The 26,180-nt window shown below is 42.0% G+C and carries 27 protein-coding genes; 15 read left to right on the plus strand and 12 right to left on the minus strand.

Translation table 11 applies throughout. From position 1 onward, the window contains the following. Positions 1 to 2: 2 nt before the first annotated feature. From BTO09_RS07785 to BTO09_RS07805, 5 genes are read left to right on the plus strand one after another with little or no spacing between them, the layout of a single operon-like run. Positions 3 to 269 (plus strand): DUF1272 domain-containing protein, encoded by a 267-nt coding sequence (locus BTO09_RS07785; RefSeq protein WP_087524244.1) that lies wholly within the window; start codon positions 3 to 5, stop codon positions 267 to 269. Beyond that, positions 266 to 1,849 (plus strand): aldehyde dehydrogenase (NADP(+)), encoded by a 1,584-nt coding sequence (locus tag BTO09_RS07790; protein ID WP_087524245.1) that lies wholly within the window; start codon positions 266 to 268, stop codon positions 1,847 to 1,849. Before BTO09_RS07785 ends, BTO09_RS07790 begins: the two co-directional genes overlap by 4 nt. Next, complete coding sequence (locus BTO09_RS07795; protein ID WP_232454915.1) at positions 1,836 to 3,569, plus strand: DUF885 family protein; 1,734 nt, start codon at positions 1,836 to 1,838, stop codon at positions 3,567 to 3,569. Before BTO09_RS07790 ends, BTO09_RS07795 begins: the two co-directional genes overlap by 14 nt. Beyond that, entirely contained in the window at positions 3,550 to 4,572 is a 1,023-nt protein-coding gene (locus BTO09_RS07800) for a 4-hydroxyproline epimerase (RefSeq protein WP_087524246.1), read from the plus strand. The genes BTO09_RS07795 and BTO09_RS07800 overlap by 20 nt, the downstream gene beginning before the upstream one ends. Continuing rightward, the gene (locus BTO09_RS07805) at positions 4,569 to 5,816 is read left to right on the plus strand and encodes an FAD-binding oxidoreductase (RefSeq protein WP_087524247.1); all 1,248 of its coding nucleotides are present in this window, start codon (positions 4,569 to 4,571) and stop codon (positions 5,814 to 5,816) included. Before BTO09_RS07800 ends, BTO09_RS07805 begins: the two co-directional genes overlap by 4 nt. Here BTO09_RS07805 and BTO09_RS07810 read toward each other — a convergent pair. The 10 genes from BTO09_RS07810 to BTO09_RS07855 form a co-directional block, all read right to left on the minus strand. Beyond that, complete coding sequence (locus tag BTO09_RS07810; RefSeq protein WP_087524248.1) at positions 5,813 to 6,271, minus strand: GNAT family N-acetyltransferase; 459 nt, start codon at positions 6,269 to 6,271, stop codon at positions 5,813 to 5,815. The two genes, BTO09_RS07805 and BTO09_RS07810, sit on opposite strands and share 4 nt — an antisense overlap. Beyond that, positions 6,272 to 6,709, minus strand: a complete 438-nt coding sequence (locus BTO09_RS07815) for a DUF4440 domain-containing protein (protein ID WP_087524249.1) — start codon at positions 6,707 to 6,709, stop codon at positions 6,272 to 6,274. 47 nt (positions 6,710 to 6,756) lie between these two features. Then, positions 6,757 to 7,539, minus strand: coding sequence for an ABC transporter permease (locus BTO09_RS07820; RefSeq protein ID WP_087524250.1), 783 nt, complete (start codon positions 7,537 to 7,539; stop codon positions 6,757 to 6,759). Then, positions 7,532 to 8,242, minus strand: a complete 711-nt coding sequence (locus BTO09_RS07825; protein WP_087524251.1) for an ABC transporter ATP-binding protein — start codon at positions 8,240 to 8,242, stop codon at positions 7,532 to 7,534. Before BTO09_RS07825 ends, BTO09_RS07820 begins: the two co-directional genes overlap by 8 nt. Continuing rightward, complete coding sequence (gene nosD / locus BTO09_RS07830) at positions 8,239 to 9,393, minus strand: nitrous oxide reductase family maturation protein NosD (RefSeq protein WP_232454917.1); 1,155 nt, start codon at positions 9,391 to 9,393, stop codon at positions 8,239 to 8,241. Before nosD ends, BTO09_RS07825 begins: the two co-directional genes overlap by 4 nt. Positions 9,394 to 9,499: 106 nt before the next feature. Next, on the minus strand, positions 9,500 to 9,937 hold the full coding sequence (locus tag BTO09_RS07835; RefSeq protein ID WP_087524252.1) for a nitrous oxide reductase accessory protein NosL: 438 nt from the start codon (positions 9,935 to 9,937) through the stop codon (positions 9,500 to 9,502). Next, entirely contained in the window at positions 9,938 to 10,531 is a 594-nt protein-coding gene (locus tag BTO09_RS07840; protein ID WP_087524253.1) for a hypothetical protein, read from the minus strand. Positions 10,532 to 10,625: 94 nt separating this feature from the next. After that, positions 10,626 to 12,584, minus strand: coding sequence for a Sec-dependent nitrous-oxide reductase (nosZ, locus tag BTO09_RS07845; protein ID WP_087524254.1), 1,959 nt, complete (start codon positions 12,582 to 12,584; stop codon positions 10,626 to 10,628). A 17-nt stretch (positions 12,585 to 12,601) separates the two neighbouring features. Then, positions 12,602 to 13,177: a fasciclin domain-containing protein gene (locus BTO09_RS07850; protein WP_087524255.1), complete on the minus strand. Its 576-nt coding sequence runs from the start codon at positions 13,175 to 13,177 to the stop codon at positions 12,602 to 12,604. A gap of 24 nt (positions 13,178 to 13,201) precedes the next feature. Next, a complete protein-coding gene (locus tag BTO09_RS07855) occupies positions 13,202 to 13,708 on the minus strand; it encodes a c-type cytochrome (RefSeq protein ID WP_087524256.1) in 507 nt (168 codons plus the stop codon). Between the two features lie 47 nt (positions 13,709 to 13,755). Between BTO09_RS07855 and BTO09_RS07860 the strand changes: the two genes are divergently transcribed. After that, complete coding sequence (locus BTO09_RS07860) at positions 13,756 to 14,253, plus strand: Rrf2 family transcriptional regulator (protein ID WP_087524257.1); 498 nt, start codon at positions 13,756 to 13,758, stop codon at positions 14,251 to 14,253. Here the strand turns inward: BTO09_RS07860 and BTO09_RS07865 are convergent. Beyond that, complete coding sequence (locus BTO09_RS07865) at positions 14,228 to 17,233, minus strand: aminotransferase class III-fold pyridoxal phosphate-dependent enzyme (protein ID WP_087524258.1); 3,006 nt, start codon at positions 17,231 to 17,233, stop codon at positions 14,228 to 14,230. The genes BTO09_RS07860 and BTO09_RS07865 overlap by 26 nt on opposite strands. A gap of 172 nt (positions 17,234 to 17,405) precedes the next feature. Between BTO09_RS07865 and BTO09_RS07870 the strand changes: the two genes are divergently transcribed. The 9 genes from BTO09_RS07870 (at position 17,406) to BTO09_RS14495 (ending at position 24,989) form a co-directional block, all read left to right on the plus strand. Next, entirely contained in the window at positions 17,406 to 17,825 is a 420-nt protein-coding gene (locus BTO09_RS07870) for a response regulator (RefSeq protein ID WP_087524259.1), read from the plus strand. Positions 17,826 to 17,835: 10 nt separating this feature from the next. Further along, positions 17,836 to 18,378 (plus strand): heme NO-binding domain-containing protein, encoded by a 543-nt coding sequence (locus BTO09_RS07875; protein WP_087524260.1) that lies wholly within the window; start codon positions 17,836 to 17,838, stop codon positions 18,376 to 18,378. Further along, entirely contained in the window at positions 18,371 to 20,095 is a 1,725-nt protein-coding gene (locus BTO09_RS07880; RefSeq protein ID WP_087524261.1) for an ATP-binding protein, read from the plus strand. The genes BTO09_RS07875 and BTO09_RS07880 overlap by 8 nt, the downstream gene beginning before the upstream one ends. After that, positions 20,092 to 21,192, plus strand: coding sequence for an FIST signal transduction protein (locus tag BTO09_RS07885; RefSeq protein WP_087524262.1), 1,101 nt, complete (start codon positions 20,092 to 20,094; stop codon positions 21,190 to 21,192). Before BTO09_RS07880 ends, BTO09_RS07885 begins: the two co-directional genes overlap by 4 nt. A 407-nt stretch (positions 21,193 to 21,599) precedes the next feature. Next, positions 21,600 to 22,343: an ATP-binding protein gene (locus tag BTO09_RS14490; RefSeq protein WP_157663464.1), complete on the plus strand. Its 744-nt coding sequence runs from the start codon at positions 21,600 to 21,602 to the stop codon at positions 22,341 to 22,343. Between the two features lie 14 nt (positions 22,344 to 22,357). Further along, positions 22,358 to 22,675: an Hpt domain-containing protein gene (locus BTO09_RS07895; protein ID WP_087524264.1), complete on the plus strand. Its 318-nt coding sequence runs from the start codon at positions 22,358 to 22,360 to the stop codon at positions 22,673 to 22,675. Positions 22,676 to 22,681: 6 nt separating this feature from the next. Then, positions 22,682 to 23,389 carry a LytTR family DNA-binding domain-containing protein gene (locus BTO09_RS07900; RefSeq protein WP_087524265.1) on the plus strand — a complete coding sequence of 236 codons (708 nt, stop codon included), beginning with the start codon at positions 22,682 to 22,684 and terminating at the stop codon, positions 23,387 to 23,389. Positions 23,390 to 24,302: 913 nt separating this feature from the next. Then, positions 24,303 to 24,755 carry a glycosyltransferase gene (locus tag BTO09_RS07910; protein WP_087524267.1) on the plus strand — a complete coding sequence of 151 codons (453 nt, stop codon included), beginning with the start codon at positions 24,303 to 24,305 and terminating at the stop codon, positions 24,753 to 24,755. A 72-nt stretch (positions 24,756 to 24,827) separates the two neighbouring features. Then, positions 24,828 to 24,989 carry a hypothetical protein gene (locus BTO09_RS14495; protein WP_157663465.1) on the plus strand — a complete coding sequence of 54 codons (162 nt, stop codon included), beginning with the start codon at positions 24,828 to 24,830 and terminating at the stop codon, positions 24,987 to 24,989. On the opposite strand, the gene BTO09_RS07915 is transcribed toward BTO09_RS14495, so the two are convergent. Next, complete coding sequence (locus BTO09_RS07915; protein ID WP_087524268.1) at positions 24,990 to 26,090, minus strand: DUF4407 domain-containing protein; 1,101 nt, start codon at positions 26,088 to 26,090, stop codon at positions 24,990 to 24,992. Between the last annotated feature and the right edge of the window lie 90 nt (positions 26,091 to 26,180).

Below are 26,180 nucleotides of genomic sequence, written 5' to 3' on the forward strand. Positions count from 1 at the left end.
CTATGTTAGAAATAAGACCTAGTTGCGAGCATTGCAATAAGCCTCTGGCGGTTGATTCCACTGAGGCTATGATCTGCACTTTTGAGTGCACCTTTTGTAAGGATTGTGTCTCTGGGCCATTGCGCGAAGTATGTCCCAATTGTGGCGGAGGATTTACTCCAAGACCTATACGTCCTAAGGACAAGCTTGCAAAACATCCGCCAAGCGAGAAAGTAGTATTTAAACCAGTTGATCTGGAAGCTCATTATAAAAAACACTTCAGTTCATGATATCAGGAAAGAGTTATATCGCCAGTGAACCTACGGCTAAGGGAACAAAAACCTTTAAAACGTTTGACCCGCAAAAAAATGCAGACAACCCTTGGACTTTTACAGAGGCCACAGAAGCAGAAGTTGACGCCGCAGTTCAGGCGGCAACGCGCGCTTTTGAGTCTTTTCGTTCTAGTAGCGGAAAAGACAGGGCCGCACTGCTCAATGCCATTGCAGATCAGATAATGAATTTGGGCGACGAGCTTATTGAAACCTATTGTGCAGAATCTGGTTTGCCTGCTGGTAGGGCTCAAGGAGAACGCGGGCGTACGGTTTTTCAACTGCGGAGTTTTGCAGACTTGGTTGCTGAGGGCTCTTGGGTGGAAGCCAATATAGATACTGGTGACCCGAGTAGAACTCCGGCACCTAAGCCAGATTTGCGAAAAATGAATATTCCCTTAGGACCTGTAGCCGTCTTTGGGGCGAGTAATTTCCCCTTGGCATATTCCACTGCGGGCGGTGATACGGCGGCCGCTTTGGCTGCAGGCTGTCCTGTGATCGTAAAATCACACCCAATGCACGCGGGTACGGGAGAATTGGTAGCTCAAGCCATCAGTACAGCTGTAGATCAAAGCGGATTCGATCCGGGGATCTTCTCCAATTTGAACTCTAGCGGTATTGAAGTAGGGACACAATTGGTTTCACATCCGGGGATAAAAGCAGTCGGTTTTACAGGCAGTATTAAAGGCGGACGTGCTTTGTTCGATCTTGCCGCTGATAGAGAAGAACCCATACCCGTCTTTGCAGAAATGGGTAGCATAAACCCAGTGGTTGCTTTGCCTTCTGCCCTAGAAGAAGATGCTGCAGGTTGGGCGCAGAAATATGCCAGTTCTATTAATTTGGGTACGGGTCAGTTTTGTACCAATCCGGGATTGATCTTGGGCTTGGATTCTGATGCTTTTAAGAGTTTTGAACATCACCTGCAACAGGCCTTTGAAGAATTGGCTCCGCAATGCATGTTACACCCAAAAATTAAAAAAGCCTTTGACCAAGGTAAAAGCAGCGCAAAAGAACAAGCTGGGACAGCTACTGTAGTGGCCGAGACAGCAGTTACCGAGCCCAACTACGCCAGCCCAATGGTCCTAAAGGTGTCCGGGGCGGAGTTCTTAAATAACAATCAGCTGCATCGAGAAGTCTTTGGTCCTTATTCGCTGCTGGTAAGCTGCAGCTCTAAAGAGGAACTTATAAGTGTCATTAAGAACTTAGAAGGTCAATTAACAGGAACAATTTTAGCCAGCGCTGCGGACTTGTCAATGCAGCAAGATGTGGTAGAAGCGCTTCAGAATCGGGTTGGGCGCTTGATCTTTAATGGAGTTCCAACGGGGGTTGAGGTTTGTCCATCGATGCTGCACGGCGGACCTTATCCGGCATCGACAGATTCCAGATTTTCTGCTGTAGGGATTCATTCCATAAAGCGTTGGGTAAGACCTTTTAGCTTTCAAGACTGGCCGAATGAGCAGCTACCACTCGCCTTACAAAATGAGAACCCACTCGGTATACGCCGTTTGGTAAATAACAAATGGACCCATGAAGCAATTTAGATTTACCCTGCTCGCCGTAGGTTTGATGCTGCTCTTTGTAACGAGTAGTTGCGAAGAATCTCAGAACAATTCCGACCGTTTGGCTGCACTGATATCGGCCCACGAGAATTACGACAGTTACGATCATAAAGCGTACAAACTCGGCTTGTATACGCCAGAGCGTTACGCCAAAGACGCTGTCTTTGCAGACTCTTTGTTGGTAGAACTAAAAACCTTGGATACTATAGGTCTAAGTGATTCTGAGAAGATCTCCAAAGAGCTGCTCACCTTTGTGCTTAAAGATAAAGTAGCTTTCAACACTTATAAGCGTTATTTGAATCCGCTGTTGTCTGATTCTGGCTTTCATCTAAACCTGAATTACCGAGTGCGTCCGTTGAACAACTATGAGCAAGTGATCGATTATTTGAACGTGCTCAATGCAATTCCAGATTATGTGGATCAGCATTTTGCGAACCTGCGGCAAGGAATAGAAGAAGGGCAGGTACAAGCTGCGGTGATCTTTAAAGGCTATGAATCCACCTATGACGATCACATAGTGCTCGATTACAAGGACAGTTACTTTTACTCTCCCTTTGAAAATTTACCTGCGGGACTTACAGATACCCAGCGGGATTCGGTTTTGACTGCTGCGGAGTTAGCTGTGGAGCAAAATGTGATTCCGCAGTTCATCAGAATTAAAAAGTTCTTTGAAGAAGAATACTACCCCAATGCACGAGAGGATATCGGGATTTCCAGTCTGCCTGGTGGTGCAGAATTCTATCAAGATCGGATCAATTTCTATACTACTTCGGAGCAGTATACGGCTCAAGACATACACGACATTGGGCTTAAAGAAGTTGCGCGGATCAAGGCGCGCATGGAGCAGATCATAGCCGATCTAGAGTTCAAAGGTTCCTTTGCAGATTTCTTACAGTTCTTAAGAACAGATCCGCAGTTCTATGCCAAGACACCGCGAGAGCTACTCATGATTGCTCGTGACATGGCCAAACGCGCAGACGAGCAATTGCCTCGCTTTTTTAAGACCTTACCCAGAAAGCCTTATGGAGTTGCCCCTGTGCCTGATGCTATTGCGCCTAAGTATACTGGAGGGCGTTATGTAGGTACTTCAAAGAAAAGTACCAACCCCGGATATTATTGGGTAAACACTTATGACCTGCCAAGCAGAACCTTATATACCTTACCAGCCTTAACGGTGCATGAAGCCGTGCCCGGGCATCATTTGCAGGGAGCGCTTAACAACGAATTGGGCGACAGTATCCCACAGTTTAGAAAGAACCTCTATTTGTCTGCCTATGGCGAGGGATGGGGATTGTATTCAGAATATCTAGCTGCAGAGATGGGCATGTACACTACTCCTTACGAAGAATTTGGGCAGCTCACTTACGAAATGTGGCGCGCCTGTCGTTTGGTGGTCGATACTGGGATTCACGCCTTGGGATGGACTCGTGATGAAGTAGTGGATTTTATGGCGAGCAATACCGCCTTATCTATTCACGAGGTCAATACCGAGACAGATCGTTACATCTCATGGCCAGGGCAGGCCTTGTCTTATAAGATCGGAGAACTCAAGATCCGAGAACTGCGACAAAAAGCAGAAGAAAGTCTAGGATCGGAATTTGATATTCGCGAATTTCACGAGGTCATACTCGGACAAGGAACAGTAACCTTAGATATTTTAGAACAAAGAATCAACGCCTACATTGAGCGCAACAGCAAATAATTACGTTTTTGAGTGCATAGACGGGCACACCTGTGGAAACCCGGTGCGCGTGGTCACTACAGGGCATCCGGAGCTCCAGGGAGCTACAATGGCACAAAAGCGCTTGCACTTTTTAAAAGAGTTCGATTGGATCCGTAAGGGCCTGATGTTCGAACCTCGAGGCCACGATATGATGAGTGGCAGTTTTTTATATCCTCCGGCAGACCCAAAGAATGACTGCGGAGTACTGTTCATAGAAACCTCAGGCTGCCTACCCATGTGCGGCCACGGAACCATTGGTACGGTCACTATAGCCATAGAAAAGCAGCTGATAAAACCCAAAACGCCCGGTGTACTTCGCCTAGAAACACCGGCAGGGCTTGTACGGGTGCAGTACAAACAGCAAGATGGCAAGGTTGAGTGGGTACAAATCCAGAATGTGCCGAGTTTTCTTGCAGCTAGTGGCTTAAGTGTAGACTGTCCGGAATTGGGCGAAATTAAGGTCGATGTTGCCTACGGAGGGAATTTTTATGCTATTGTAGATCCTCAGCAGAACTACAGCGGCTTGCAAGACTTTACGGCCGGGCAAATCATCGCCTTCTCACAAGTGGTGCGTAAAAGACTCAATGAGAAGTATCCGGAGCGTTTTGTGCATCCAGAGGATGCCAATATAAACGGGATCTCACATATGCAATGGACAGGCAAGACCATTCACAGCAGTTCTCATGGTAGAAATGCGGTGTTCTATGGGGATAAGGCGATAGACCGCTCGCCTTGTGGTACAGGTTCTTCAGCGCGTTTAGCTCAATTGCACGCAAAGGGTAAACTGGCCCAAGACCAAGAGTTTATTCACGAGAGCTTTATCGGCTCGACCTTTAATTGTAAAATTGTAGGAACAACCAAAGTGGGGCAGTTTGATGCGATAATTCCGCAGATACGCGGCTGGGCAAAGATCTACGGACAGAATACCATCAGCATTGACCCTACGGATGATCCCTACGCTTATGGATTTCAAGTAATATGAGCAAAGAAGTTCTAGTTATTGGAGGAGGTATTGTGGGGCTGTGTTGTTCCTACTATTTAAGGCAAGAAGGACATCAGGTGCGCGTGATCGATAAGTCCAATATGGATCAAGGAGCCTCTTATGTCAATGCGGGTTATCTTACCCCAAGTCATATCATTCCTCTTGCGGCTCCTGGCGTGATGAAAAAAGGCCTGAAATGGATGTTCAATTCTTCGAGTCCACTTTTTATAAAACCCAGATTGGAAGCCGATTTTATTAAATGGACCTTGGCCTTTAACAGATCTTGTTCGCAGGCAAATGTAGACCGATCGGTTCGCGCAATCCGAGACATTAACCTACTCAGTCGGGAGTTGTTTCCGGAGCTGAAATCCGCAGAAGATTTCAATTTCCAACTGGAACGCAAGGGGCTCATTATGCTTTGTCAGACGCAAAAAATGCTCGATGCCGAATTGGAGGTGGCCGACTTGGCAGCAAAAGAAGGCCTGGAGGTTGCTCCGGTAACCCGGGAAGAGATCTTTGCTATGGAGCCCGATGTAAAGATCGATACTATTGGCGGAGTACATTTTGGTTGTGATGGGCACACCACACCCAACCAGTTGATGGCAGAGTTAAAGAATCGATTGCCGCAATTAGGCGTTGAAATTCAAACTCAAGAAGAGGTGCAACGCCTAGAAACCCAAGGCGATCGAATTGTCAAAGTTGTGACCAATAAAGACACCTATACGCCAGATGAGGTAGTTTTGGCTTCCGGAAGTTGGAGCGCTAAACTGACCAAACAATTAGGTATTAAAATGCTCTTGGAGGCAGGGAAGGGCTATCGTATAAATTCGACCAGAGATCTAGGAATTAAGATGCCTGCTATACTTTGTGAGTCTAAGGTAGCTGTAACTCCTATGGATGGGTTTACGCGTTTTGCTGGAACCATGGAGATAGCGGGAATAAATCATAAGATTCGTCCAGAAAGGGTAGAGGCCATTGCCAAGGCAGCTACGAAATACTATCCTGATGTTGCTTTAACACAGGCTGAGAAAGCTGAGGCTGCCTGCGGATTGCGCCCTGTCTCACCAGATGGAATGGCATATATAGGCCGTTCAGGTAAATGTTCAAACTTGGTCTTGGCTACTGGTCATGCCATGATGGGTTGGAGTATGGGGCCTGCAACAGGGAAACTAGTTTCAGAACTGATCTCTGACAAGAAGACCTCAATGGATCTGTCGCCCTTTAATCCTGATAGGAAGTTTTAAGGATCGTAGCGCATATTGAGCAAGTGTGGCTTGAACCCAGCTTTTTCATAAGCCCTAATCGCTGCGGCGTTAACCGAATAGACATCTAGGCGAATTTCTGCTAAGCCTTGGGCTCTACACCAAGCAATTAAGGCCTCTGTGACCATACCGTTATAGCCGTTGCCACGGTGCTTTTCCGGCACGAACATAAAACCCAAATAACCGTAATGGGTGTGTTTTAGATACTTGCGGTCTTCTAAGATCTTGGCGTAGCCAGAGGCGACTATATCGCCATCTAATTCTGCGACTAAAAGGGTTGAGTTTGGTCCGTCAATTAAAGGTTTGAACTCGTAATAGCTAGTAGTGCTTGGATGAATGGTAGGGTCCATGGGCAACTCCGCAGCGATCAATCCCATTTTAAAAGTTTGCAGAACCTCCATATCCTCATAAGTAGCTTTGCGAATGCGCGGTTTCATCTAACAAGACATATCTGCAACGATCTTCCATTGCCCGTTGATCTTTCTAAATACGACCAAAAACACTCCATTGGCATCGCCCACTTTGCGGGTTAAATGATAACGACCCATAACCGTGTAGGAATCAGTTCCGGCAGGGCTCACATCGTCTATGGTAAATTTAAGCGTCCCTGAATGGTCTGCAGTAGGATAACTCTTTTTATAGCGATCTAAGGTGGCTTGCCAACCTTTTACCAAACCGCCACTGCCGTAAAATTTCAAGGAATCACTCTTCCAATATCCCGCCATAAAGCCCTCTAGGTCGTGGGCAGACCATGCCTTAGATTGATCTTGCATGACTTGTATAATGGCTGCTTTGTCTCTGTCAAAAATTGACTGAGCCAAACTGATACCTGTAATAAAGAAATAAAAACAGCACAAAAACAATCTTCTATTCATAATGGATAGGCTTAAAAATGAAGACTCAATTTACGAAAACTACTAGATTAAAAATCTCTTCGGAGAGACTTTCGTTGTATTAGTAAGGCTGGAACTGCAACCCAGAAAGATAGCATGCTGAGTGCTACAAATAGCCCTAATCTGGTTCCGAAGAATTTTTGAAAAACAGCCCCTGTGTAGCCCAGAAGTGCTGAAATATCTAATTTCAGAAGGATGAGTATTCGAGACAAATCAATAGGATTTAACATTGAGGCTCCAAGCGCAAATTTGTCCAAAGGATAATCGTTGAAATAGACCATAAGTAATAGCAGTATGCCGTCAAAAATCACAGCCAAGAACAGCCAAATAACAATAGCATAGCCAAAGCCTTTGATCTTATTTTCGTTGCAGAGTCCGATGTAAAATGAAATTGCTGTAAAGATGAATGTCAAGAACACTCCAGTAACGAGTAGTAAGCTGAAATCCCAAATCACTGAAGAGCTAAATAGGCCGTAAATGACAAATGGAATTCCAAGGCCAATCAACAGGCTCATAGACAACGAGACTGCCACGCCAAAATACTGACCCAAAAAGATACTAGAACGCTTTATGGGTTGTGCGAGTAGCAATTGGGTAAATTCTTTGGAGTCATAGTAATACATAATTCCAAACACAGTTCCGATTAGGGGTACCAGAACGGTAATCACATTCATTAAAGTGATAACCGCTTTTGACAAATCGTTATTCAGAAAAAGTAAAACTATAGCAAGTAAAAAATAGAACGCCAAATATGCGTAACTCCATCGGCTACGCATCAGATCGAAAAAACTATACTTTATAATTTTAAACATTTTGTTGGTTTAAGACCCAAGCTATTGCTTGCTCGAAATTAGTTGTGTTACTCTCGGTTTTTAGCTGTTCAATGGTACCTTTAAAGTAAATTTTCCCCTCAAGGAGAAATACGATTTGATCGGCCATTTCTTCTACAAAGCTGGTAATGTGGGATGAAAGTAATATGGTTTTTCCAGCCCTCTTTTCTGAAATGAGGAGTTCTTTTAATTTTATCAGGGAGACAGGATCAAGCCCCGATGTTGGTTCATCGAGAATAATCAAAGGACTGTCTGACATAAAAGACAAAGTGAGATTCACCTTTTGACGAGTCCCTCCGGATAGTTGACCGAGCTTTTTATTGAGGTGTGGTTCAAGTTGAAATAATTTAATCAGTTCTGCGTCTCTGTAAATGGGCTCATTTCGCAGATCTTTTATCATGTGCAACATTTCACGCAGCCTGAGGTTATTTGGAAAATTCGCTAGCTGTGGTAAATAGTCAATTTGCTTTCTATAAATAAAGGCCCTAGAGATGGACTTATCGTTTATAATGATCTCTCCAGAATTTGGTTGTACCATCCCCAATATGCTTTTAATCAAGGTTGTCTTTCCAGAACCATTTGGACCCAAAATGGCGGTGATACCACCTTGTTCCAATTGTAAATTTAGATCAAGCAGGACTTGATTTTTTCCGAAACGTTTATTTAAGTTTTGAATTTGAATCATAGGTCAAGCGCTTTTATTAGAGGTTGTTCGTCTATGAGTTCTTCTGGTGTGAAAACCGGCGAAACCTTTTCTGAAAAGTCGATAATATCCACAAATAAACTTCTTAATAGCACTATTGTTTCGGGCGTTTCATTTACTACGTAAGAAAACAATTTAACCGGGCGATATGGGACATCACCTAGCCCATCTCTGTTTAAATCATAACCGTTGTAATTGCTCCAGTAGTTTTGATTAAAACTGTTGTCATTCATATTAGAATTGTACGAAACATCGAAAGAGTTGAATTTGAAGTTATTGAATCTGAAACTGTTGTTGTAGCAAGCCCCTCGTACTTTTACCGCCCAACCATTTTTAATGAAGTTATTGTGGTGATAATCGATTCGTGTTGAGCCTTCTACATTTATTCCGACAGTGTTTTCAACAAATTTATTATAAGTAATGGTGGTGTCATAAATCTCTTTCAATAACAAACCGTAAGCAGCTGTTCCCCAATTCAGATTAAAAGTATTGTGACTAATGGTAATGAATTTAGAGAACATAACGGCAACTCCAGCCCCATTGTTGGTAAAGGTATTGTAATGATATTCGTTATGGTTAGAGAACATAAAATGTAGGCCATATCTTATATTATCATGACTACTGTTTCCTTGTACAACACTTTGTTTCACAAATTCAAAATAAATACCATCTCTTAGATTGAACACCTCGTTGTTAGAAACCAACACTTTGGAGCAGTCCCAAAGATGTATACCGTTTCCTGCCGCGGCCTCATCTTTTTGGGTGCCATAGATCAAATTTCCGGATACTGTGCCATTTTTTGATTTTTCAATCAGCATTCCAAAAGTTACATTTTGCAGTTGGTTGTTCTGTAATTCAAAATCAGAGCTTCTCGATATATAAATGGCAGCAAAGTCTTTGGTGTAGCTTTGACCGGTATTCTGTATAGTTAAGCCCTGCAAGCTTACACTGTCTGCGACGACTTTAAAACCGTATCCTTTTTCTGCAACGTCAATTACAGCCTCTGATTCGCCCATGATACACAAGGGTTTGTCTACGGTAATGTCATATTCTTTGTATGTGCCATTTTTGACTAGAAGAGACTCGTGTGGGCCTGCACCATTTATAGCATTTTGTATGGTTTGATATTCCATACGAGTATTTAGATTAATTATTTGTCCACTAACTTTTAGTGGCCAGCTAATCAAGATGATCATTACGCTTAGGATCCCTAAAAAATGAGCAGCTGTTTTTTTCACTTTACAGGCCTTCTAAAGTAAAACGTTTGGTTACAAGCGTATTCCAGTCCAAAATGGAATCTTGCGGAATATCTAGTGTAGTATATGCGTCGGCCTTAGAAGAAAAACAAGCCAAATGTGCACCCATAGGACTTTGAATCTTGTTGTTTATTACATAATGCCCTTCTGAAGCATTAATCCACTGATTGGGATTGTTGTAGTCCATTACCACAAGGGCTGCGTGAGACTCTCTGGAATCGGCCAGGTCATTGACCATACATTCTATGGCGTCAAAAGTGAAAATTTTCCCCTTCTCAGTTACAAGCTGCGCTGCAAATCTAGGGTCAGCTATATTCATTTTGCAGTAGTGACAGCTATCGATACCATAATCGATGGATCTTACTGAAGGATTACAGGCTAACAAGATTATTCCGCTCAAGAGGATTATGACAGTTTTCATTCAGATAGATTTTTTGTTTTCTCTCTTGCCAAACCAAAAAGCTAAGCCGGCGAGTGCAATTCCCAATGCGAGAAAATATGCCCCCAACTGAGGATAAGAGTGAGCTGTAAAATTTAGAATATCTTTAGATCCGAACAACGGAGGTTGGAAACCCATAACACTGCCATCAGGATTGGTGAATTTCATAATTGCCTTTGGGTCCAAATTATGGCCGTAATCGTATTCCCAGAGATAAAAATCATATACTCCGGCTATGCTCAACAGAACCATTATTGAAAACCAAACCAGATACCATTTATGTCTCCCCCACAACACCAATAGTAATCCAAGTGCGGATGATACTAAGATAACCGCAGGGAAGATTTTGAACTCCGGAATGGCATCTGGGATATACTTCATCCCCACGTAGTGATTCATAATATTGATATTTTTAATATCGTGTGGATTGGCGTCAGAAAAATCATTGATATGAATATACATCCCTAAGGGAGTAGGATACTGAGGGGCTTCTAAGGTGATTTTCCACAAAGGGAATACAAATAGTAGCAGGGGCAGAAGTACTGCCAATAACATGGTGAATCGTGATTTTTTCATAATCTTATTGTAAGACGGAAGCGCTGAAATGACGCTCCCGTCTAATTAAGGATAAGTAATAAGCACTAATCTAAATTTGCTTTGGTCTTACCTATCAGTCTTCTCCTAAGGACCAGGATAAATCAATGTTTGAACTGGCTGGAGAGACTCGCACATAACCTTGCATTTCTTGGTGTAATGCCGAGCAAAAGTCAGTGCAATAGAATGGCCATACACCTGGCTTCTTGGGTTGCCATACAATTGTCTTGGTTTGTCCAGGCATAATTAAGACTTCCGATGTATTAGCACCAATCATTGCAAACCCGTGAGGTACGTCAAAGTCTTGTTCGTGGTTAGTGATGTGAAAATAAACCTTATCACCAACCTTTATTCCTTCGATATTATCAGGAGTAAAGTGGCTGCGAATCATTGACATATAAACATGTACTTCGTTACCGTTTCGTTCTACTCGAGTATCTGCAGGCGACATTACAGCGTAGGGGTGTTTGTTATCCTCCAGCTTGTAAATCTTTTTGGAATTTCCTTTGAGTAATTCAGCGGGACATCCTGCTGCATAATGCGGTTCACCATGAGTCGGAAAGTCAGATAAAAGTTGCATCTTATCTCCGGAAATGTCATATAGCTGTGCAGAGTGTTCCAGTTCTGGTCCAGTTGGCAGATACCGATCTTTGGTGATTTTGTTCATCGCAACAACATACTTTCCAAAGGGTTTTCTAGAATTACCACCAGGAATCATCAAGTGACCTACTGAATAGAAAGTCGGTTTGCGATCAACTACTTCCCATGTACCTAGTTTCCATTTTACTACTTCGGATGAGATAAAGAAGGTGGTGTAAGCATTTCCTTCTGCATCAAACTCGGTATGTAATGGTCCTAGTCCGCCGCTTTTTACACTTCCGCCTAAAATTGCTTCATAATCAAGGATAGGAATCCCGTAAGCGTTTCCGCTGAATTTTTCATTCTCAATTGCCGACATCATCTTGGTAAAAGAGTGCACTGTAACATCCGCAGATAGTTTACCGCTTCCAACAATATATTCACCTGTTGGGTCCACATCACATCCGTGAGGTGATTTCGGAGTAGGTAAAAAATACACTGCTCCAGGCACCTCGGTAGGATCAACCGTTAGGACATCAGTAATTGTGGTCGAAGTTGCCATATGCTTAGTCTCATCATATACATTATGCATATAACTAGTTGGCATTTTTGTTCCACCACCAGCATTGACATATGCCTCTATTTTTTGCCAGTTTAACGCAGCGATAAAATCCTTGTCATTTTGAGAAGCGTTTACCTCCATTAAGGTACTTGCTTCTTCTGTATTGTAGGTAGTAAAGAAGAACCAGCCATGAGAGTTCCCTCTACCAGGGTGAGCCTTGTCGTAATCAAAGCCGGGCATCAACACTTGGAAGGCCAGATTCATGTGTCCTGTTTCTGGGTCAACCTTATAAAAGGTCAAAGCTCCCTTAAAGTTTCCTTTCTTATCCTTGATCGCCATATCTCTTTGCGGAACAGGTACGGCAAAGCGCGTTCCCGCAACGACGTATTCTGTATTCTCTGTTACATATGATGAGCTGTGATTGCCCGCACAGTTAGGTACCTCAATGATCTCTACTGTTTCAAAAGTTGTGAGGTCAATTCGCGCAATCCTCGGAGTATTGTTTCCGTTAACGAAGATCCATCGACCATCTAACTCACCATTTGTTTGAGAAATGTCAGGGTGGTGTAGGTCATCCCAAGGAACAAATCCAAAGGATGTATTTAACATCGGTTTGGTTTCTTCGGTGTAACCATAACCTGATGTGGGGAATTGTGAAAACACTGGTATTTCCTTGAACATGCGTCCTGAAGGCAAACCATAAACGGTTAGGTTTCCACTATATCCGCCAGAGAGGAATGCATAAAAGTCATCTTGCTCACCGGGAGCGACATATACTTTCTCTGCTGCACTAGATGATAACGCTCCATTTTTACTTGAGCTCTGATTGTTGCAAGCTGTTAAGATGATTGCAGCTAAGCAAGTAGCTGCTAATCCTTTAATTAATGATCTCATTGGTTTTGTTTTTAGTGTTAATTCTGTTCTGGGATAATCACTTTATCAACAACATGTACAATGCCGTTACCTGCTGGTACACTTGCCAGAATTTTTGCGCCGCCTACATAGACATCATCACCCTTTACTTCTACGGTGATATTGAGATTGCTGGCCTGACCAAGCTTCTTAAATTTTTTCAGAAATTCTTTTGTGTAATTACCTGGAGTGACGTGATGCTTTAAAATAAAAGCCAATTGGTCTTTATTCTCTGGTTTAAGCAAGTTGTCTAAAGTGCCTTCGGGCAATGCAGCAAAGGCGTCATTGGTAGGAGCAAATACCATCAAAGGACCTGCGTTTACCAAGGCATTCTCCAATTGTGCGGCTTGCACCCCGGCTACGAGCGTAGTGTGGTCTTTGGAGCCGATGGCTATGTCTAGGACAGTAGGTTTGGACTCATCGTCTTCAATAAAAGCTTGTCCTGTGCGGTTCTGGTCTGTCGTTTCTGTTGTTGTCTTGTCATCCTGGGCGTTGCTTTCCGCTGATCTGTTGTTGCAGGCCATCAGTAAAGGAAAGATCCACAAGACGAACAATAAGTTGCGCATTAGTTTCATTGTTGTTGTTTTTTGATGTTTTAGCTATTGAAGTGTTCTGAAATATTCTAGTATGGATCTGGCTTCATCCTCTGTCAAGTTTTGATTTGCCATAGGGGAGCCGTTGTACTCAAGAAGAAGTTGCTTGGCTAATGGGTCATTATTTACCATACCCTCTGGGTCCAGAATCATGTTCATAACCCATTCAGGTGACCGTCTCTTTAAAATGCCATTTGGAGCTGGGCCAATGAATTTACTGCCTATCTTATGACAAGCGGTACACTTGTATTTAAATACCTCTGCACCTTTGGCAACCATGTTTTGATCTATGGTCTCACTGAGGGTAAGTGATTTTATCGGGCCGACTCCTTTATTATTAAGATCTATTGTTTTCTCGGCAGAAATTGCAGAGGTTTGTGGTTGTTGTTTAGGAGTTTCGGTTTTATTGCCTCCAATTTTGATTTGATTGGATTCTTTTTTTTCTTCGGTCTCGCCACATCCAATCAAAAAAGAAGCTAAGAGACATGAAATGAAGACTTTTGAAATTCTCATAGTTGTTGATTTTGATTCAAAAGTAGATTGGCCTAAGTAGTTAAAATATGACAATTGTCATAAAAAAGAATAAAAGGATATTTTTATCTTTTAATGCAAAAAAAGAAGAAGAATATATGTTGTCTAAATCCGCTCAATATGCCGTAAAAGCGCTAATTCATCTGGCTGCCAATAGCGACAAGCAGAACAAAATACTAGCGTCTAATCTGGCAAAGGAGATTGATGTGCCGAAAGCATTTCTATCTAAAATATTGCAGCAGCTTGCACATTCTAATCTGGTTAGTGGAATAAAAGGACCTAACGGAGGTTTTTATCTGAGTCACAAACAAAAGCAAAATTCAGTGTATCGGGTTATTCTCATAGTAGAAGGCAGAGATACCTTTGGAAGCTGCGTACTAGGTCTGCACCAATGTGATTACGAAAATCCCTGCGCTATGCATGATCTTATTGCACCGTCGCAAACCGTTTTAAAAGAAAATTTAAAGCGTATAAGTATTTTACAAGCGGCTCAAGGTGATACTAAGGGTACATTGGATCTTCATTGAGGACTTTTTCTAGATAGTGTAGCAATTGCTCTGCATTGTGCGGGCTAAATACCATGGGTGGTTTTATCTTGACCACGTTGTCGTCCGGGCCGTCTACAGACATTAAAAAACCGTAATACTTCATGCGATTGGCCAGGTATTTGGCCTGTGTTGTAAGGGGTTTTAAGTTGGAGTCGCACAGTTCAAAGCCCAAAAAGAAGCCTTTGCCGCGTACATCAGCAATGATAGGATACTCTTTTTGCAAGGCACGCAGTCCGCTGAGGAGTTGATCGCCGACCTGATGAGCGTTATTCATAAGACCTTCTTGCTCAATAATAGCTAAGACTGCAGATCCAATGGCGGCAGACACCGGGTTTCCACCAAAGGTGTTGAAATATTCCATGCCGTTGTTAAAGGCTGATGCCACCTCCGCAGTACAAACTACCGCAGCTACAGGGTGCCCATTGCCTAATGGTTTGCCTATGGTAACAATATCAGGCACTACATCGTATTGCTGAAATCCCCAGAAGCTGTCTCCTAAGCGACCCATACCCACTTGCACCTCGTCTGCTATACACAATCCACCGGCGGCTCTAACTTCTTTGTAAGCCGCTTGTAAAAAATGAGGAGGTAGTGGTATCTGGCCGCCACAACTAAGTACAGATTCCAAGAGCAGCCCTCCAAGTCTTATTCCTCGACTTTCCATGACCTCAATTTTTCGTCCAAGATCCTCTGCATAGGCTAGGCCTTCGTCGGCTCCGCGGTGATTACCTCTAAAGGTATCAGGAATTGGAAAAACGTGGGTAGTGGCCGGAGGCTCATAACCTCCTTTTCGCGCGAATTTGTAGTGACTCAGATCTACACAGGTTCTGGTGTTGCCGTGGTATCCACTTTCTGATACCAGCATATGTCTAGACCCTGTAACCGCTTCTGTCATTCGAACAGCAAGCTCATTGGCCTCACTGCCCGAATTCACGAAATGCACCACACAGAGCTCCTTAGGAAAGGTCTTTAAGAGGTCTTCTGCAAACTTGATCACGTTCTTATGCAAATAGCGGGTGTTGGTATTCAAGGCTGCCATTTGTTTTTGAGCGGCCTCCACTACCTGCGGATGTTCGTGCCCAACGTGAGCAACATTGTTTACGGTGTCTATGTATTTGCGTCCCCAGGAGTCTACCAAATAAACACCCTGTCCGCGAACTATATGCAAGGGGCTATCATAAGACAAACTCATGCTATAGCCCAATACCTCTTTGCGTTTTTTTAGCAGTTCATCGGATTGGTTCTTTTCATCACCATTCAGTTCGGGATCTTTGAAAAACAGATTCGGATCTGGACAGAGGTCACGCCATATTCCGCGCTGATGTGCATAACAGACCCCAGGAAAATCATCGGTATAATCTAAAAGGTCTAACATAAATTGATAATGCAAATGAGGAGACCAACTGCCATTTTCATGAGCGGCTCCGAGCATGCCCACTAAACCACCTGCGGCTATGGTGTCTCCCACCTTATGTGCCAAGGCAGTCTCTGGGACCAAATGCCCATAAAGGGTGTAGAATTCTAAATCGACGAGCTTGTGTTTAAGAACTACCAAGCCGCCGTATTCTTTATTGCCTTGGTCGTTGACAGCAATCACAACTTCACCTTCATGTAAACTGTGTACAGGGGTATTAGCGGGCAGCCAAAAATCAACACCCAGATGTACGGTTCTACTTTGTGCGCCGTAGTTGCCCACCGTATCGTAGGCAGGATCGGTATAAAGGGGGCGCGGTTCTTGATAGCCTCCGGCAATGATCTTATCTGGATTTTTAGCCTGTAATCTATCGATCTTAAACTCAAACAATTCCAGATCGTTGAATTCTTCTTGAGTACCTATCCACAAACTAGAAACGCTGAGGTCTAGGTGCTGTGCTGCTTTAAAGCTTGTTGTTGGAAATATTTCGTCGAAGCTTCTTTGCTGCTGATTCGCCCAGGTCTTAAAGGCCTGAGTTTGTGGGTGGGCATCATACCCGCAGGCCTTTCTGAAACTGTAATGCGCAAATCTCGGATGGATAGCGCTCCAAAGTTTTAGATTTTCCCATACGGCCTTTTGACTTATTTGTAGGTATTGATTGTCAGGTTCTGCCAAGGCATTTATTTTGCCATGCACTGCACTTAGAACCAAACGCATACCGATCAAGGTGTAGAGGTGTTGCAGTTCCTCTTCTTGCAGTGGGAATACCTCATGCACTCCTTGTAAAAAAGGGTTGAGGGCATCTAAAGGGTCAGGGAATCCACTGATAAGATAAGCACTACACACAGCAATTTCGTTAATGGTCTGCCCGTAGCTCGTATCTCCAAAATCTATCAACCCGTTTATTTGTTGGGTTTTGGTATCGACCAAAATGTTATTGTCGTTCAAGTCGTTGTGAATCCATTGTTTTCTCAGTTTTTGATATGCAGCCTTGTCGGCTTTATATCGATCTAAGAAAAATGCCAACAATTGCCTATCGGCAGCGTTGAAGTTGTGGAGTTCGTCTTGGCACCAGTCGGCCTTATTGAGTTCCCACTTCGGATTCAGACTCCGAGCAGCCGCATGAAAACTCTGCAGCGCTTCCAAAAGCCGGCCACTCGTTTTTCCAAGTTCGTATCGGATTTGTTCCGTATGCGGATTTACGCCGGACCATAACTCTCCTGGAATCCAGCTAATAATGCGTAAGGAGCGTTGGCCGCTGTTAATGCTGATAGTACAATGAGATTCACCTGCTTTAGTTTTTAAAGGAACAGGAACTTTTATTCCGCTGTGCTCTTGGGTGAGATACAAGAGTAGCTCTTGCTCAAATTTGGCCGTATCCTGTGCTGCATTTTCGGGCCCGAGCTTAACGAGAAAGTCTTGCGCATTGCTGGTTTTAAAATGATAATTCTTAGTGTATTCTCCGTAAAGTAATTCTAGGGTTCCATCCAGCCCGAAATGGGCCTTTATTTCCTTAAGGATAGCTGCAGTTGCAGTTTGGGTCATAGCTTTTTATTTTAGCCGAAATAAAGTTACGCAAACTGTAGTTTTTCAACGGGCCGATTTTTCCACTAATCGTACCCAAATTACCACTCGTCGACACTAAACGGGGTATTCGTCGAAACTTAGATGGCAAGATTTGTATTATTTAACACTTTTGCATATCCAAGATACCCCTATGAAAACATTAGAAATCCTATTACTAGAAGATGATCAAATAGAGATCATGAAGCTAGAAAGGGCTTTTAAAAAACTCGACACCCAGCACAAGGTGATCCCCGTAAACAACGGCGAGGACGCTTTGGAGTATTTAAAAGATGCCCACCGACTACCAGACCTCGTTTTTCTTGATCTCAATATGCCGCGATTGAATGGTCTGGAGTTTTTAGCGATCCTAAAAAAGGACGATCGCCTTAAATTCTTGCCGACAGTGGTACTAACTACTTCGAGTAACGAAAAAGACCTTTTTGCCTGCTATGAGATCGGCGTTGCCGGATACGTATTAAAGCCCTTACAATACCAAGACTATGTAAATCGAATAAGCGCTGTATTGGCCTATTGGGAAAATAACGAACTCGTAAAACCTGTTTTGAGTTAAGCCAACACTTATGAAAGGAATTGTATTTACAGAACTTATGGAATTGGTCGAAGAAAAGTTTGGCCTAGAGACCGTAGATTATATCATCGATCAGTCAGATCTACCTTCAGGTGGTGTCTATACCGCCGTTGGCACCTACGATTTTGGAGAGATGCTTCAACTTTTAACGCATCTCAGTGCTAAAACAGGAATAGATGTCGGCACCTTACAGCGTGTTTTTGCCGAGCATTTCTTTCAGGTAATTAAAAGAGAGTACCCTTCTTTTTTACAATTGTATAAAGACCCAATTGAAATGTTGGCGTCTATTGAGAATCACATTCACGTGGAGGTGAGAAAGATCTACCCGGACGCTCAGCTTCCTACATTTGACATCCAAGAACGAAGCGCTAACCACCTTGTTATGGTTTACAGCTCTTCCAGATCGATGTATAATTTTGGTTTAGGATTGATGGAACAAACCTTCAAACACTTCGACAAAGAAGCGACTATAACCATGGATATGCTCAAGGAAGACGGATCTGAGGTTAAATTCGTAATTTCCAGTAATGGATAACAACGAGCATAGACTCCTTCTGAGGAAACTCGAACGGGAGAAAGCCGCCAGGAAACAGGCAGAAAAGATCCTGGAGGACAAAGCCGCTGAGCTCTATCAGCGCACGGAGCAATTGCACGAGGCGAATGAAAAATTGGAGGTGCTTCTGGGCGAAAGAGATTCCCAGCTCCAAGGAATATTCGAAAACATAGTCGATGCCTATGTGGTGATGGACTTAGGTGGGAACATCTTGCGTATGAACGAGGCTGCCAACAAACTCTTTGGCTTTGATCATGAGCTGGAAAAGGTCAATGTTACCTCATTGATCTATCCAGAGGATTATGTCTACGCCATGGAGTCCTTTAAAGCGCTAACAGAAAAAGGATACTTTACCAATTATCAGGCTCGCGTGTTAACCCGCCAGCAAGGTGTCAGATGGGTGCAGATCAATGCCTCGGTAGTATTAGATAATAAAAAGCGACCCATAGCTGCACAGGGTATTGTAAGAGACATAACGGACCAACTCAACAAAGCCAATGCTTTGGCTTTTATTTCTGAAGTTTCTCAATGTATATTAGGAAAAGTTAATCTCATTGAAATAGGTACAGCAATCGCAAAAAGGGTTGCTGACTTTTTGGGCACAAACGATTGTATAGTGTACATTAAGCGTCCGGAGATGAATGCTTTGCAACAAATTTCAGCTGTTGGCGCAAAATTGAATGACTATGGAACTATAGTAAATCCAATAGAAATTCCTCTTGGTAAGGGTATTGTTGGAACGGTTGCAAAATCGGGCATCGGGGAAATTATACCTGATACCACCGCAGATAACAGATATATAGTTGATGATGCGATTAGGCTATCTGAAATTACGGTTCCTATACTATTGAATGGTGAATTAGTTGGAGTTATTGATGCTGAACATCAGTCGAAAAATTATTTTACCGAATTCCAATTGGGAACATTAAATACTGTTTCTAATTTGGTTGCATTGCAATTGAATTCGGCTTTAGATTTTGAAGCACGCAAAAAAAGTGAAATGCGCAATGTAAAATTGTTGCGACAACTTGAAAGGTCTAACAACGAACTCAGTGAATATGCTCATGTAGTATCTCATGACTTGAAGTCTCCATTGCGAAGTATAAATGCACTTACGGCTTGGATACGAGAAGACAACTTCGATACTTTGAACACTAAGTCAAAAGAACATTTTGATCTTTTAGAAAGTACTATAGATAAAATGGAAAAATTAATTTCTAATGTTCTTAAATATGCAGCTATAGATCAAAGCGACGAAGATTTTTCTGTTGTGGACACAGGAGAACTAGTCTGTGATATTGTCAAAACAATATATATTCCGAGTCGCATAGAAGTTCAAATTCCGAAGCGGCTTCCAGTGGTTTTGGCCAGTCGGGTAATGTTGCAACAACTGTTTCAAAACTTGATGGTGAATGCAATTAAATACAACGATAAGGAGAAAGGTTTTGTAAGGATCTGCTCCGAAGATAAAGAAACCTTTTACCAATTCAGTGTGACCGATAATGGACAGGGAATTCCTCCGGAATACCACGAGAAGATATTTAAGATATTTCAATCCCTAAATCCAGACGGTGAATCCAACGGATTAGGACTGGCCTTGGTTAAAAAGGTAGTGGAATTTTACGATGGAGAAGTCTGGTTAGAAAGTACCCCAGGCGAAGGCACGACTTTTTACTTTACCCTAAGCAAGAAAAAATGATATTCGAGAATCCAAATCCCCGCGAGATCGCTCAAGCGATGCAACAAAATGCAGCTCCAGATACATTGTTTGTAGTCATGGTGGCCGAAAACACGCCCTTAGATGTTGCTCAGTTAATGACTGCGCTTAACGAAACAACCTGTCAGTATATTGGTGGGATCTTTCCAAAACTAATCTTTGACGATAAGTTACTAAATCTAGGTGTTATAGTGACTCAGCTCAAGGGGCTACAGAAAATTCACACGGTCCGTGGTTTGGCGGACGTAAGTTATGCCCTTGAAAAGCATCCTGAAGTCTTGGGTAGTGATTATTGTGTATTTGCCTTGGTAGATGGTCTGGCTTCTGGTATCTCCGGATTCCTTTCTGAGCTTTATCGCAGCTATGGAAGTGAAATCCGCTATTTTGGAGGAGGAGCTGGCAGTCTGAGTTTACAACAAGCGCCCTGTATCTTTAGTCGTGAAGGTTTCTTAGAAGATGCCGCTGTTTATTGTTTGCTGAACCAGACCACGCATTTGGGAGTGAAGCACGGTTGGGAAAAGCTGGGGGGTCCTTTTATTGCTACCAAGACCAATGCCAATATAGTCGAAGAGATCAATTGGAAACCTGCCTTTGAGGTTTACAGGGAGCTTGTAGAGGCCGATTCTGGAGCGAGTTTTGACAGTCAAGCATTTTTTGATATTGCCAAAGGATACCCTTTTGGGATGGTACGTGAAGGCTCTGAATGTATTGTTCGCGATCCGATCGCGGTAAATGAGCAAGGCCATTTGATTTGTGTAGGTGAAGTTGCTGAAAACACCTTTTTAAATGTTTTAAAGGGAAAGATTGACCCGCTTATCATAGCAGCTGGACAAGCCGCAGCAGAAGCTGCAGATCAAGCCGGAAAGCCTACCGCGGCTATTATAATTGATTGTATATCGCGAGTACTTTTTTTGGGTGATGACTTTGAGCGCGAAGCAAAAGCAGTTTCTATCGCTTTAAGAAATAAAGAAATTGATCCTACCATTCGTGGTGCGCTTAGTTTAGGAGAAATTTCTTCATTTGGCGAAGGCTTTTTGGAATTTTTTAATAAGACCACTGTAGTGGGACTATTTGAATAGCGATGTCTGGAGGAACTCTACAAACAATTTTTAGTCTTTATGAATTGTCTATGGCAATTGGGAAATCTTTGAATTACCGGGACAATTGCGACCATTTTATGAAAGTGTTTTTAAGCCGCAAGATGCTCAAAGCAGGGTGGATAGTACAGCTACACAATAACAGATTAAGATTGCGATATGCTATACCTGGGCCTTATAGACCCAAGGAAGAAGTTGATATGGATTTTATACACGGTTTATTAAACGAGAATAAACCCGTCTGCGTTTCGGTAAATAAAAGAGTTAAAGATATATGTCCAGTTCCTGTTTCTGGGGGCTTTATAATTGTGTTTCCGATTACAAATGATAGTATTTTATCGGTTCATAGCCCCAGAAATGAGCCTTGGAGTTCAGTAGAGTTAAGGCAGTTGGATCCTATTATCCGTAAATTTGGAGTTTCCCTAAAAGCTTCTGCCGATTACGAAGAACAAAAACTCTTAACAAAAAGATTAGAACGAAATAATAACGATCTTAATGATTATGCTCATATTGTATCTCATGATCTGAAATCACCCTTGCGTAATATTCACAGCTTAGTGCAGTGGATAGAAGAAGACTTAGACAGCGATGAGCCCAAAAAAGCGGCTACCCATATGCCTTACATTTACTCAAGTTTGGAAAAAATGGACAGTTTGATCTCCGGTATTTTGCGATACTCCAATTTGCGAGAATTACAGGAGAGTTTGGTGAAAACAGATCTCAACAAACTCATCGATGAGGTAAAAAGCATGCTGCTAGTACCTTTGGGTGTTCAAATTGTCATTCACGAGATGCCCCAAGTACGTGCAGATCGCTTACGCATGAGTCAAGTCTTTCAGAATTTGATGGATAACGCTTTGACGGCGCTAAAACGCTCTGGAGATTGTCTGGAGGTCGGATATAAAGATCTAGGATCTCATTATGAGTTCTATGTCAAAGACAACGGTCCGGGTATCGCTAAGGCACATCAGGAAAAAGTATTTCAAGTATTCCAAAAGCTCGATGCCGACTCTACTAAAAGTGGTATAGGTCTGGCTATAGTAAGTCGTATCGTAGAAGATCACGGCGGACAGATCAGGTTAGAGAGTCGCGAGGGTGAAGGGGCCGCGTTTTATTTTACCCACCCAAAATAGTACCTTTGATTGCTATGGAGCAGCCTAATCTAGATTACCTTAAAGAGATCTCAGACGGTCAACCGGAAGTGATCGCCCAGTTCGTTGGGATCATTAAAGAGGAATTCCCCGGAGAATTCGAGCAGTATCAGCAGTTAATGAAAGAAAAAGATTGGCAGCACGCGGCTGCAATGGTTCACAAGCTTAAGCATAAAATTAGTATTTTAGGCCTGAAGGAAGGAAGAGCTGTAGCGGTAACACACGAAGATGCCCTAAAAGGAGGTGATTATCAGCACAGTGAAGCTTTTGCTGCCGTATTGAACAAGATAGAAGTATTTTTAAAAGACAAATAATTGCTTATGAAGTGTATTATTATTGATGATGAGGTTACCGCTAGAGCCGTTATTGAACAACTTTGTCAGCAGATAGGTGGTCTTGATGTAGTAGCACAATTTGACAATGCGGTAGCGGCCCTGAAGTATACCAATAAAAGCAAGGTAGATGTAATATTTTTAGACATTCAAATGCCTTCATTTACCGGTTTTGATTTTTTAGACTCTTTAAAAACAGATACACAGGTTGTATTAATTACAAGCAATCCACATTTTGCGCTTGAATCATATAATTATGCGTGTGTTGAAGATTATCTTTTAAAGCCAATAAACTCACAGCGATTCATCAAGACTATCGATAAAATATCGCGAAAGTTAGGTAGGATTAGTATGGAAAATTCTACAGAAGCGATTGAAAAGGATAATGATGTTTTATTTATAAACATTGACCGAAGATTAGTCAAGATTGTGATAGATGAGATTTATCTTATAGAGGCCAACGGTGATTATGTGTTAATAAAAACTTTGAATAAAAACTATTCTGTGCATGTTACAGTCAAGAAATTACTTGAAAAACTTCCGACTAATAAATTTGTTAGAGTTCATCGTGGTTATGTTATAAATATTTCTAAGATTACTGATATTGAAGATAACAGTGTTCTTATTGAGCGCGATGTTATTCCTATATCTAGGTCAAATAGACCAGAATTAATGAGAAAATTAAACTTATTATAGTCACATAAATTTGTCCTATTCTAGGGTGTATATTGATTAAAATAATTTGTGGTTTACTTATTTAATAGAGTTGCTCATCATTGATAAATTGCAAACAGAGTAATGTTTTTATGAAAATGTCCCTAACGATCTCTTTGAAGGTATTGTCTGAGCAATAAACCACAAGAGAATCATATTTGCATACTTATCATTGATTCGAGCATCTCATTTAGCGAACAATTCTCTTTAGTTCGTTAGGACAAATCCCTGTGAGGTATTCTCTTCAAAGCTCGAAACAATTAATTGCCTTTTAATGCCCATTCATCTGTGCAGACTGGTTATTAATCGAAATACCGCGAGTTGAATTATTGCTGAAATCTATCTTTGAGCAATTAACAAAAATTCTGTGCACGTGCCAATCGTTCTAAAAAGCATAGATAATTATGTGCTACTTAAAGGCAGCAGTATACCTTCAAATCAAATAGATGAAATTATTCAGTTCATCACTAAGAAGCAGGAGGTAGTTGGAAATTTAAATATAACAGTTGAAAAGAATTTTTTTAATTGTAATGGCACATTACGGCGATTTGAGCAATGCTTGGAGAATAAAGCCATTGTATCGATAATTTAGTAAACCAAACCTTGGGTTAAAGGTATCATCTTATTTTTGTTTGATTCGTGTTAATGGATTAAGATGCGTTAGTGATTCTATAAGGTGTGCCTAGGTCTATGCGGGGCAATAATAGCGTTAGATAACAACCCAAGGTTTTTACTAAATTATAATATGTCATTTCTTTTGGACTTTTTTGATATTCTAAAATTTAAAAGTCAAGTTTATAGCTTCTAACTATTTAAGGTTCGTAGCTGTAGTACCAGTTTAAGTGTGATTTAAAAGTTCCAAAAGAGTATTCTTAATAAAAACATATTTTATTTCATGCGCAGTACCATTATAATCTATTGCAGAAATCAAGAAGGCTTGATTGATAAAATTCCATTCGGAAGGTTTTTAGATGAAAATTCAAATTACAGTTTTTGTTTTGTCAACGACGGCAGTGATGATGCTACAATAACTATTTTAGACACCATCGAAAGACATTACAAGGAACAAGTAAAGGTGTTATATTCCAAAAAGTGCCTGGGCTACTATCATGCCTTACAATTGGGATTGAGATTTGTCCTTAAAAACAATGAATTTGATTATATAGGATTGCTGAAGACAGAGCTTAGCATCGAGTTGATGGATTTTGGTTTTCTTGAAAAAGAAATAATTAATAGTACAGAATTGGTAAGAGTAAACAATATTTACGATTTTAACGGTTCTCGCAAAAAAGGTGTTCGGGGTATCGTATATAAACTATTAAAGAATCTAGAGCATTCTAATTCATAAAGCAGAAATAAATAAACCCTCTACGTTCTTAAGCGTAGCGGCGATCCTGTGGTTAATATCTTTTCCTAAAATTTGGAGCTAGATCTAAAGGCTAGCCTTCAGATTCCAGGCCGACTACTAAGTATTTACTTAGCCTACAACAACTTTACTTTGGTAGAATCCAATACTGTTCAGCTGCAGTGGGATCAATCTATCAATACCTTTGGATTGGGCGAGATCAGCATCGCTGCCTAATCACAACAGACGTTTTTGTTTTTCAAAGAATGCATCGGCCTGCAACTGCATAAGTTCGCGGGCCTTTTTTCTTTTGTAGTCGTAGACTTCTTGCTCTTCGGCTATATCTTCATAGACACGATTGTTAAGCGCCAGGTCTGTGCTCAATAGTATCTTTCGCTGTTCTTTTTGCTGCGCTGCCCAGGAGGCAATAGCGCCTTCTTGTTCCTCGAGTTTATGATCATAGGGCCCTCTGTGAGAAAGCAATTTTGCGAAGATCGGTGAAGTTTCTACCGCAAGGAATAGTAAGAATATAAAGAATGATGGCAACCACGGAAGCTTCTCTAGAGCATTTACACGAGCCATAAGGCCGTCAAAGCCCTCAATTACCGGTTGGGTCTCAGTGACCTTATTGTCGTATTGAGTTTCTAAGGCAGTGATCTGTGTTTCCAGATCGGCGATTTTAGCTGCATTCGCAGTTCGGAGCTCTGTCAAAGCAGCCAATTCTGCATCGTGTTTTTCGCGCTTTTCCTTGTAAACTGGCCCTTTGCCAACCAGCTCGGTACCGGCTCGCCCTTCTGCTTCTGCTATATAGGTTTCATAAAGAGCATTGACGCTCGTTTCCTTAGTGATAACTTCTTGTTTTAGGGTCTCAATTTGCCCGTTTAGTTCGGCTATCTTGGGCTGATATTGCAAGGCGATCTGATCTTGATTGTCCAAGGTCATTTGATTCTTTTCTTCTAGCAAGACCTGATCTATCTCCTTTTCAAAGATCTTGAGCTCTAAGGGTTTTGCAATGACCACGGCGATGATCACGGCCAGAATGAGTCTGGGCGTAGCCTGAACCAATTCGTCCCAGAAATTTCCACGTTTCTTTATGGTAGACACGATGAATCTATCTAGATTAAAGATGAGCAAGCCCCAAACCAATCCAAAGGCCACGGCAATGCCATAATTGTCAAATACGGTGTAAAGGGCATAGGTTGCTGCAATGGCAGCCATAATTGCGGTAAAGAAGACAGTGGCACCTATTCCTGCATATTTGGTGCGCTCTCCGGGAGCACATTGGTCTAAGATGTCCGTATCTGCTCCGGAGCAGAAAATGAAAAATGATTGTAACATGATTGATGAATTAAAGTGTTCGCCGCAGTAGTGGACTGCATCCGAGAGTATTAGAACGCAATTTGTATGCTTTTGTTACATAATAAAGCA

It is taken from the genome of Gilvibacter sp. SZ-19 (assembly GCF_002163875.1).
Classification (GTDB): Bacteria; Bacteroidota; Bacteroidia; order Flavobacteriales; family Flavobacteriaceae; genus Gilvibacter.

What these genes read in the sequence shown, in the direction of transcription:
- BTO09_RS07895 (WP_087524264.1), top strand. Translation starts at nt 22,358, where the DNA reads ATGGAGCAGCCTAATCTAGATTACCTTAAAGAGATCTCAGACGGTCAA.
- BTO09_RS07885 (WP_087524262.1), top strand. Translation starts at nt 20,092, where the DNA reads ATGATATTCGAGAATCCAAATCCCCGCGAGATCGCTCAAGCGATGCAA.
- BTO09_RS07805 (WP_087524247.1), top strand. Translation starts at nt 4,569, where the DNA reads ATGAGCAAAGAAGTTCTAGTTATTGGAGGAGGTATTGTGGGGCTGTGT.
- BTO09_RS07915 (WP_087524268.1), bottom strand. Translation starts at nt 26,090, where the DNA reads ATGTTACAATCATTTTTCATTTTCTGCTCCGGAGCAGATACGGACATC.
- nosZ (WP_087524254.1), bottom strand. Translation starts at nt 12,584, where the DNA reads ATGAGATCATTAATTAAAGGATTAGCAGCTACTTGCTTAGCTGCAATC.
- BTO09_RS07840 (WP_087524253.1), bottom strand. Translation starts at nt 10,531, where the DNA reads ATGAAAAAATCACGATTCACCATGTTATTGGCAGTACTTCTGCCCCTG.
- BTO09_RS07910 (WP_087524267.1), top strand. Translation starts at nt 24,303, where the DNA reads ATGCGCAGTACCATTATAATCTATTGCAGAAATCAAGAAGGCTTGATT.
- BTO09_RS07900 (WP_087524265.1), top strand. Translation starts at nt 22,682, where the DNA reads ATGAAGTGTATTATTATTGATGATGAGGTTACCGCTAGAGCCGTTATT.
- BTO09_RS07795 (WP_232454915.1), top strand. Translation starts at nt 1,836, where the DNA reads ATGAAGCAATTTAGATTTACCCTGCTCGCCGTAGGTTTGATGCTGCTC.
- BTO09_RS07875 (WP_087524260.1), top strand. Translation starts at nt 17,836, where the DNA reads ATGAAAGGAATTGTATTTACAGAACTTATGGAATTGGTCGAAGAAAAG.
- BTO09_RS07810 (WP_087524248.1), bottom strand. Translation starts at nt 6,271, where the DNA reads ATGAAACCGCGCATTCGCAAAGCTACTTATGAGGATATGGAGGTTCTG.
- BTO09_RS07815 (WP_087524249.1), bottom strand. Translation starts at nt 6,709, where the DNA reads ATGAATAGAAGATTGTTTTTGTGCTGTTTTTATTTCTTTATTACAGGT.
- BTO09_RS07880 (WP_087524261.1), top strand. Translation starts at nt 18,371, where the DNA reads ATGGATAACAACGAGCATAGACTCCTTCTGAGGAAACTCGAACGGGAG.
- BTO09_RS07855 (WP_087524256.1), bottom strand. Translation starts at nt 13,708, where the DNA reads ATGAGAATTTCAAAAGTCTTCATTTCATGTCTCTTAGCTTCTTTTTTG.
- BTO09_RS07785 (WP_087524244.1), top strand. Translation starts at nt 3, where the DNA reads ATGTTAGAAATAAGACCTAGTTGCGAGCATTGCAATAAGCCTCTGGCG.
- BTO09_RS07860 (WP_087524257.1), top strand. Translation starts at nt 13,756, where the DNA reads ATGACAATTGTCATAAAAAAGAATAAAAGGATATTTTTATCTTTTAAT.
- nosD (WP_232454917.1), bottom strand. Translation starts at nt 9,393, where the DNA reads ATGGAATATCAAACCATACAAAATGCTATAAATGGTGCAGGCCCACAC.
- BTO09_RS07820 (WP_087524250.1), bottom strand. Translation starts at nt 7,539, where the DNA reads ATGTTTAAAATTATAAAGTATAGTTTTTTCGATCTGATGCGTAGCCGA.
- BTO09_RS07790 (WP_087524245.1), top strand. Translation starts at nt 266, where the DNA reads ATGATATCAGGAAAGAGTTATATCGCCAGTGAACCTACGGCTAAGGGA.
- BTO09_RS07850 (WP_087524255.1), bottom strand. Translation starts at nt 13,177, where the DNA reads ATGAAACTAATGCGCAACTTATTGTTCGTCTTGTGGATCTTTCCTTTA.
- BTO09_RS07865 (WP_087524258.1), bottom strand. Translation starts at nt 17,233, where the DNA reads ATGACCCAAACTGCAACTGCAGCTATCCTTAAGGAAATAAAGGCCCAT.
- BTO09_RS07835 (WP_087524252.1), bottom strand. Translation starts at nt 9,937, where the DNA reads ATGAAAACTGTCATAATCCTCTTGAGCGGAATAATCTTGTTAGCCTGT.
- BTO09_RS07825 (WP_087524251.1), bottom strand. Translation starts at nt 8,242, where the DNA reads ATGATTCAAATTCAAAACTTAAATAAACGTTTCGGAAAAAATCAAGTC.
- BTO09_RS07870 (WP_087524259.1), top strand. Translation starts at nt 17,406, where the DNA reads ATGAAAACATTAGAAATCCTATTACTAGAAGATGATCAAATAGAGATC.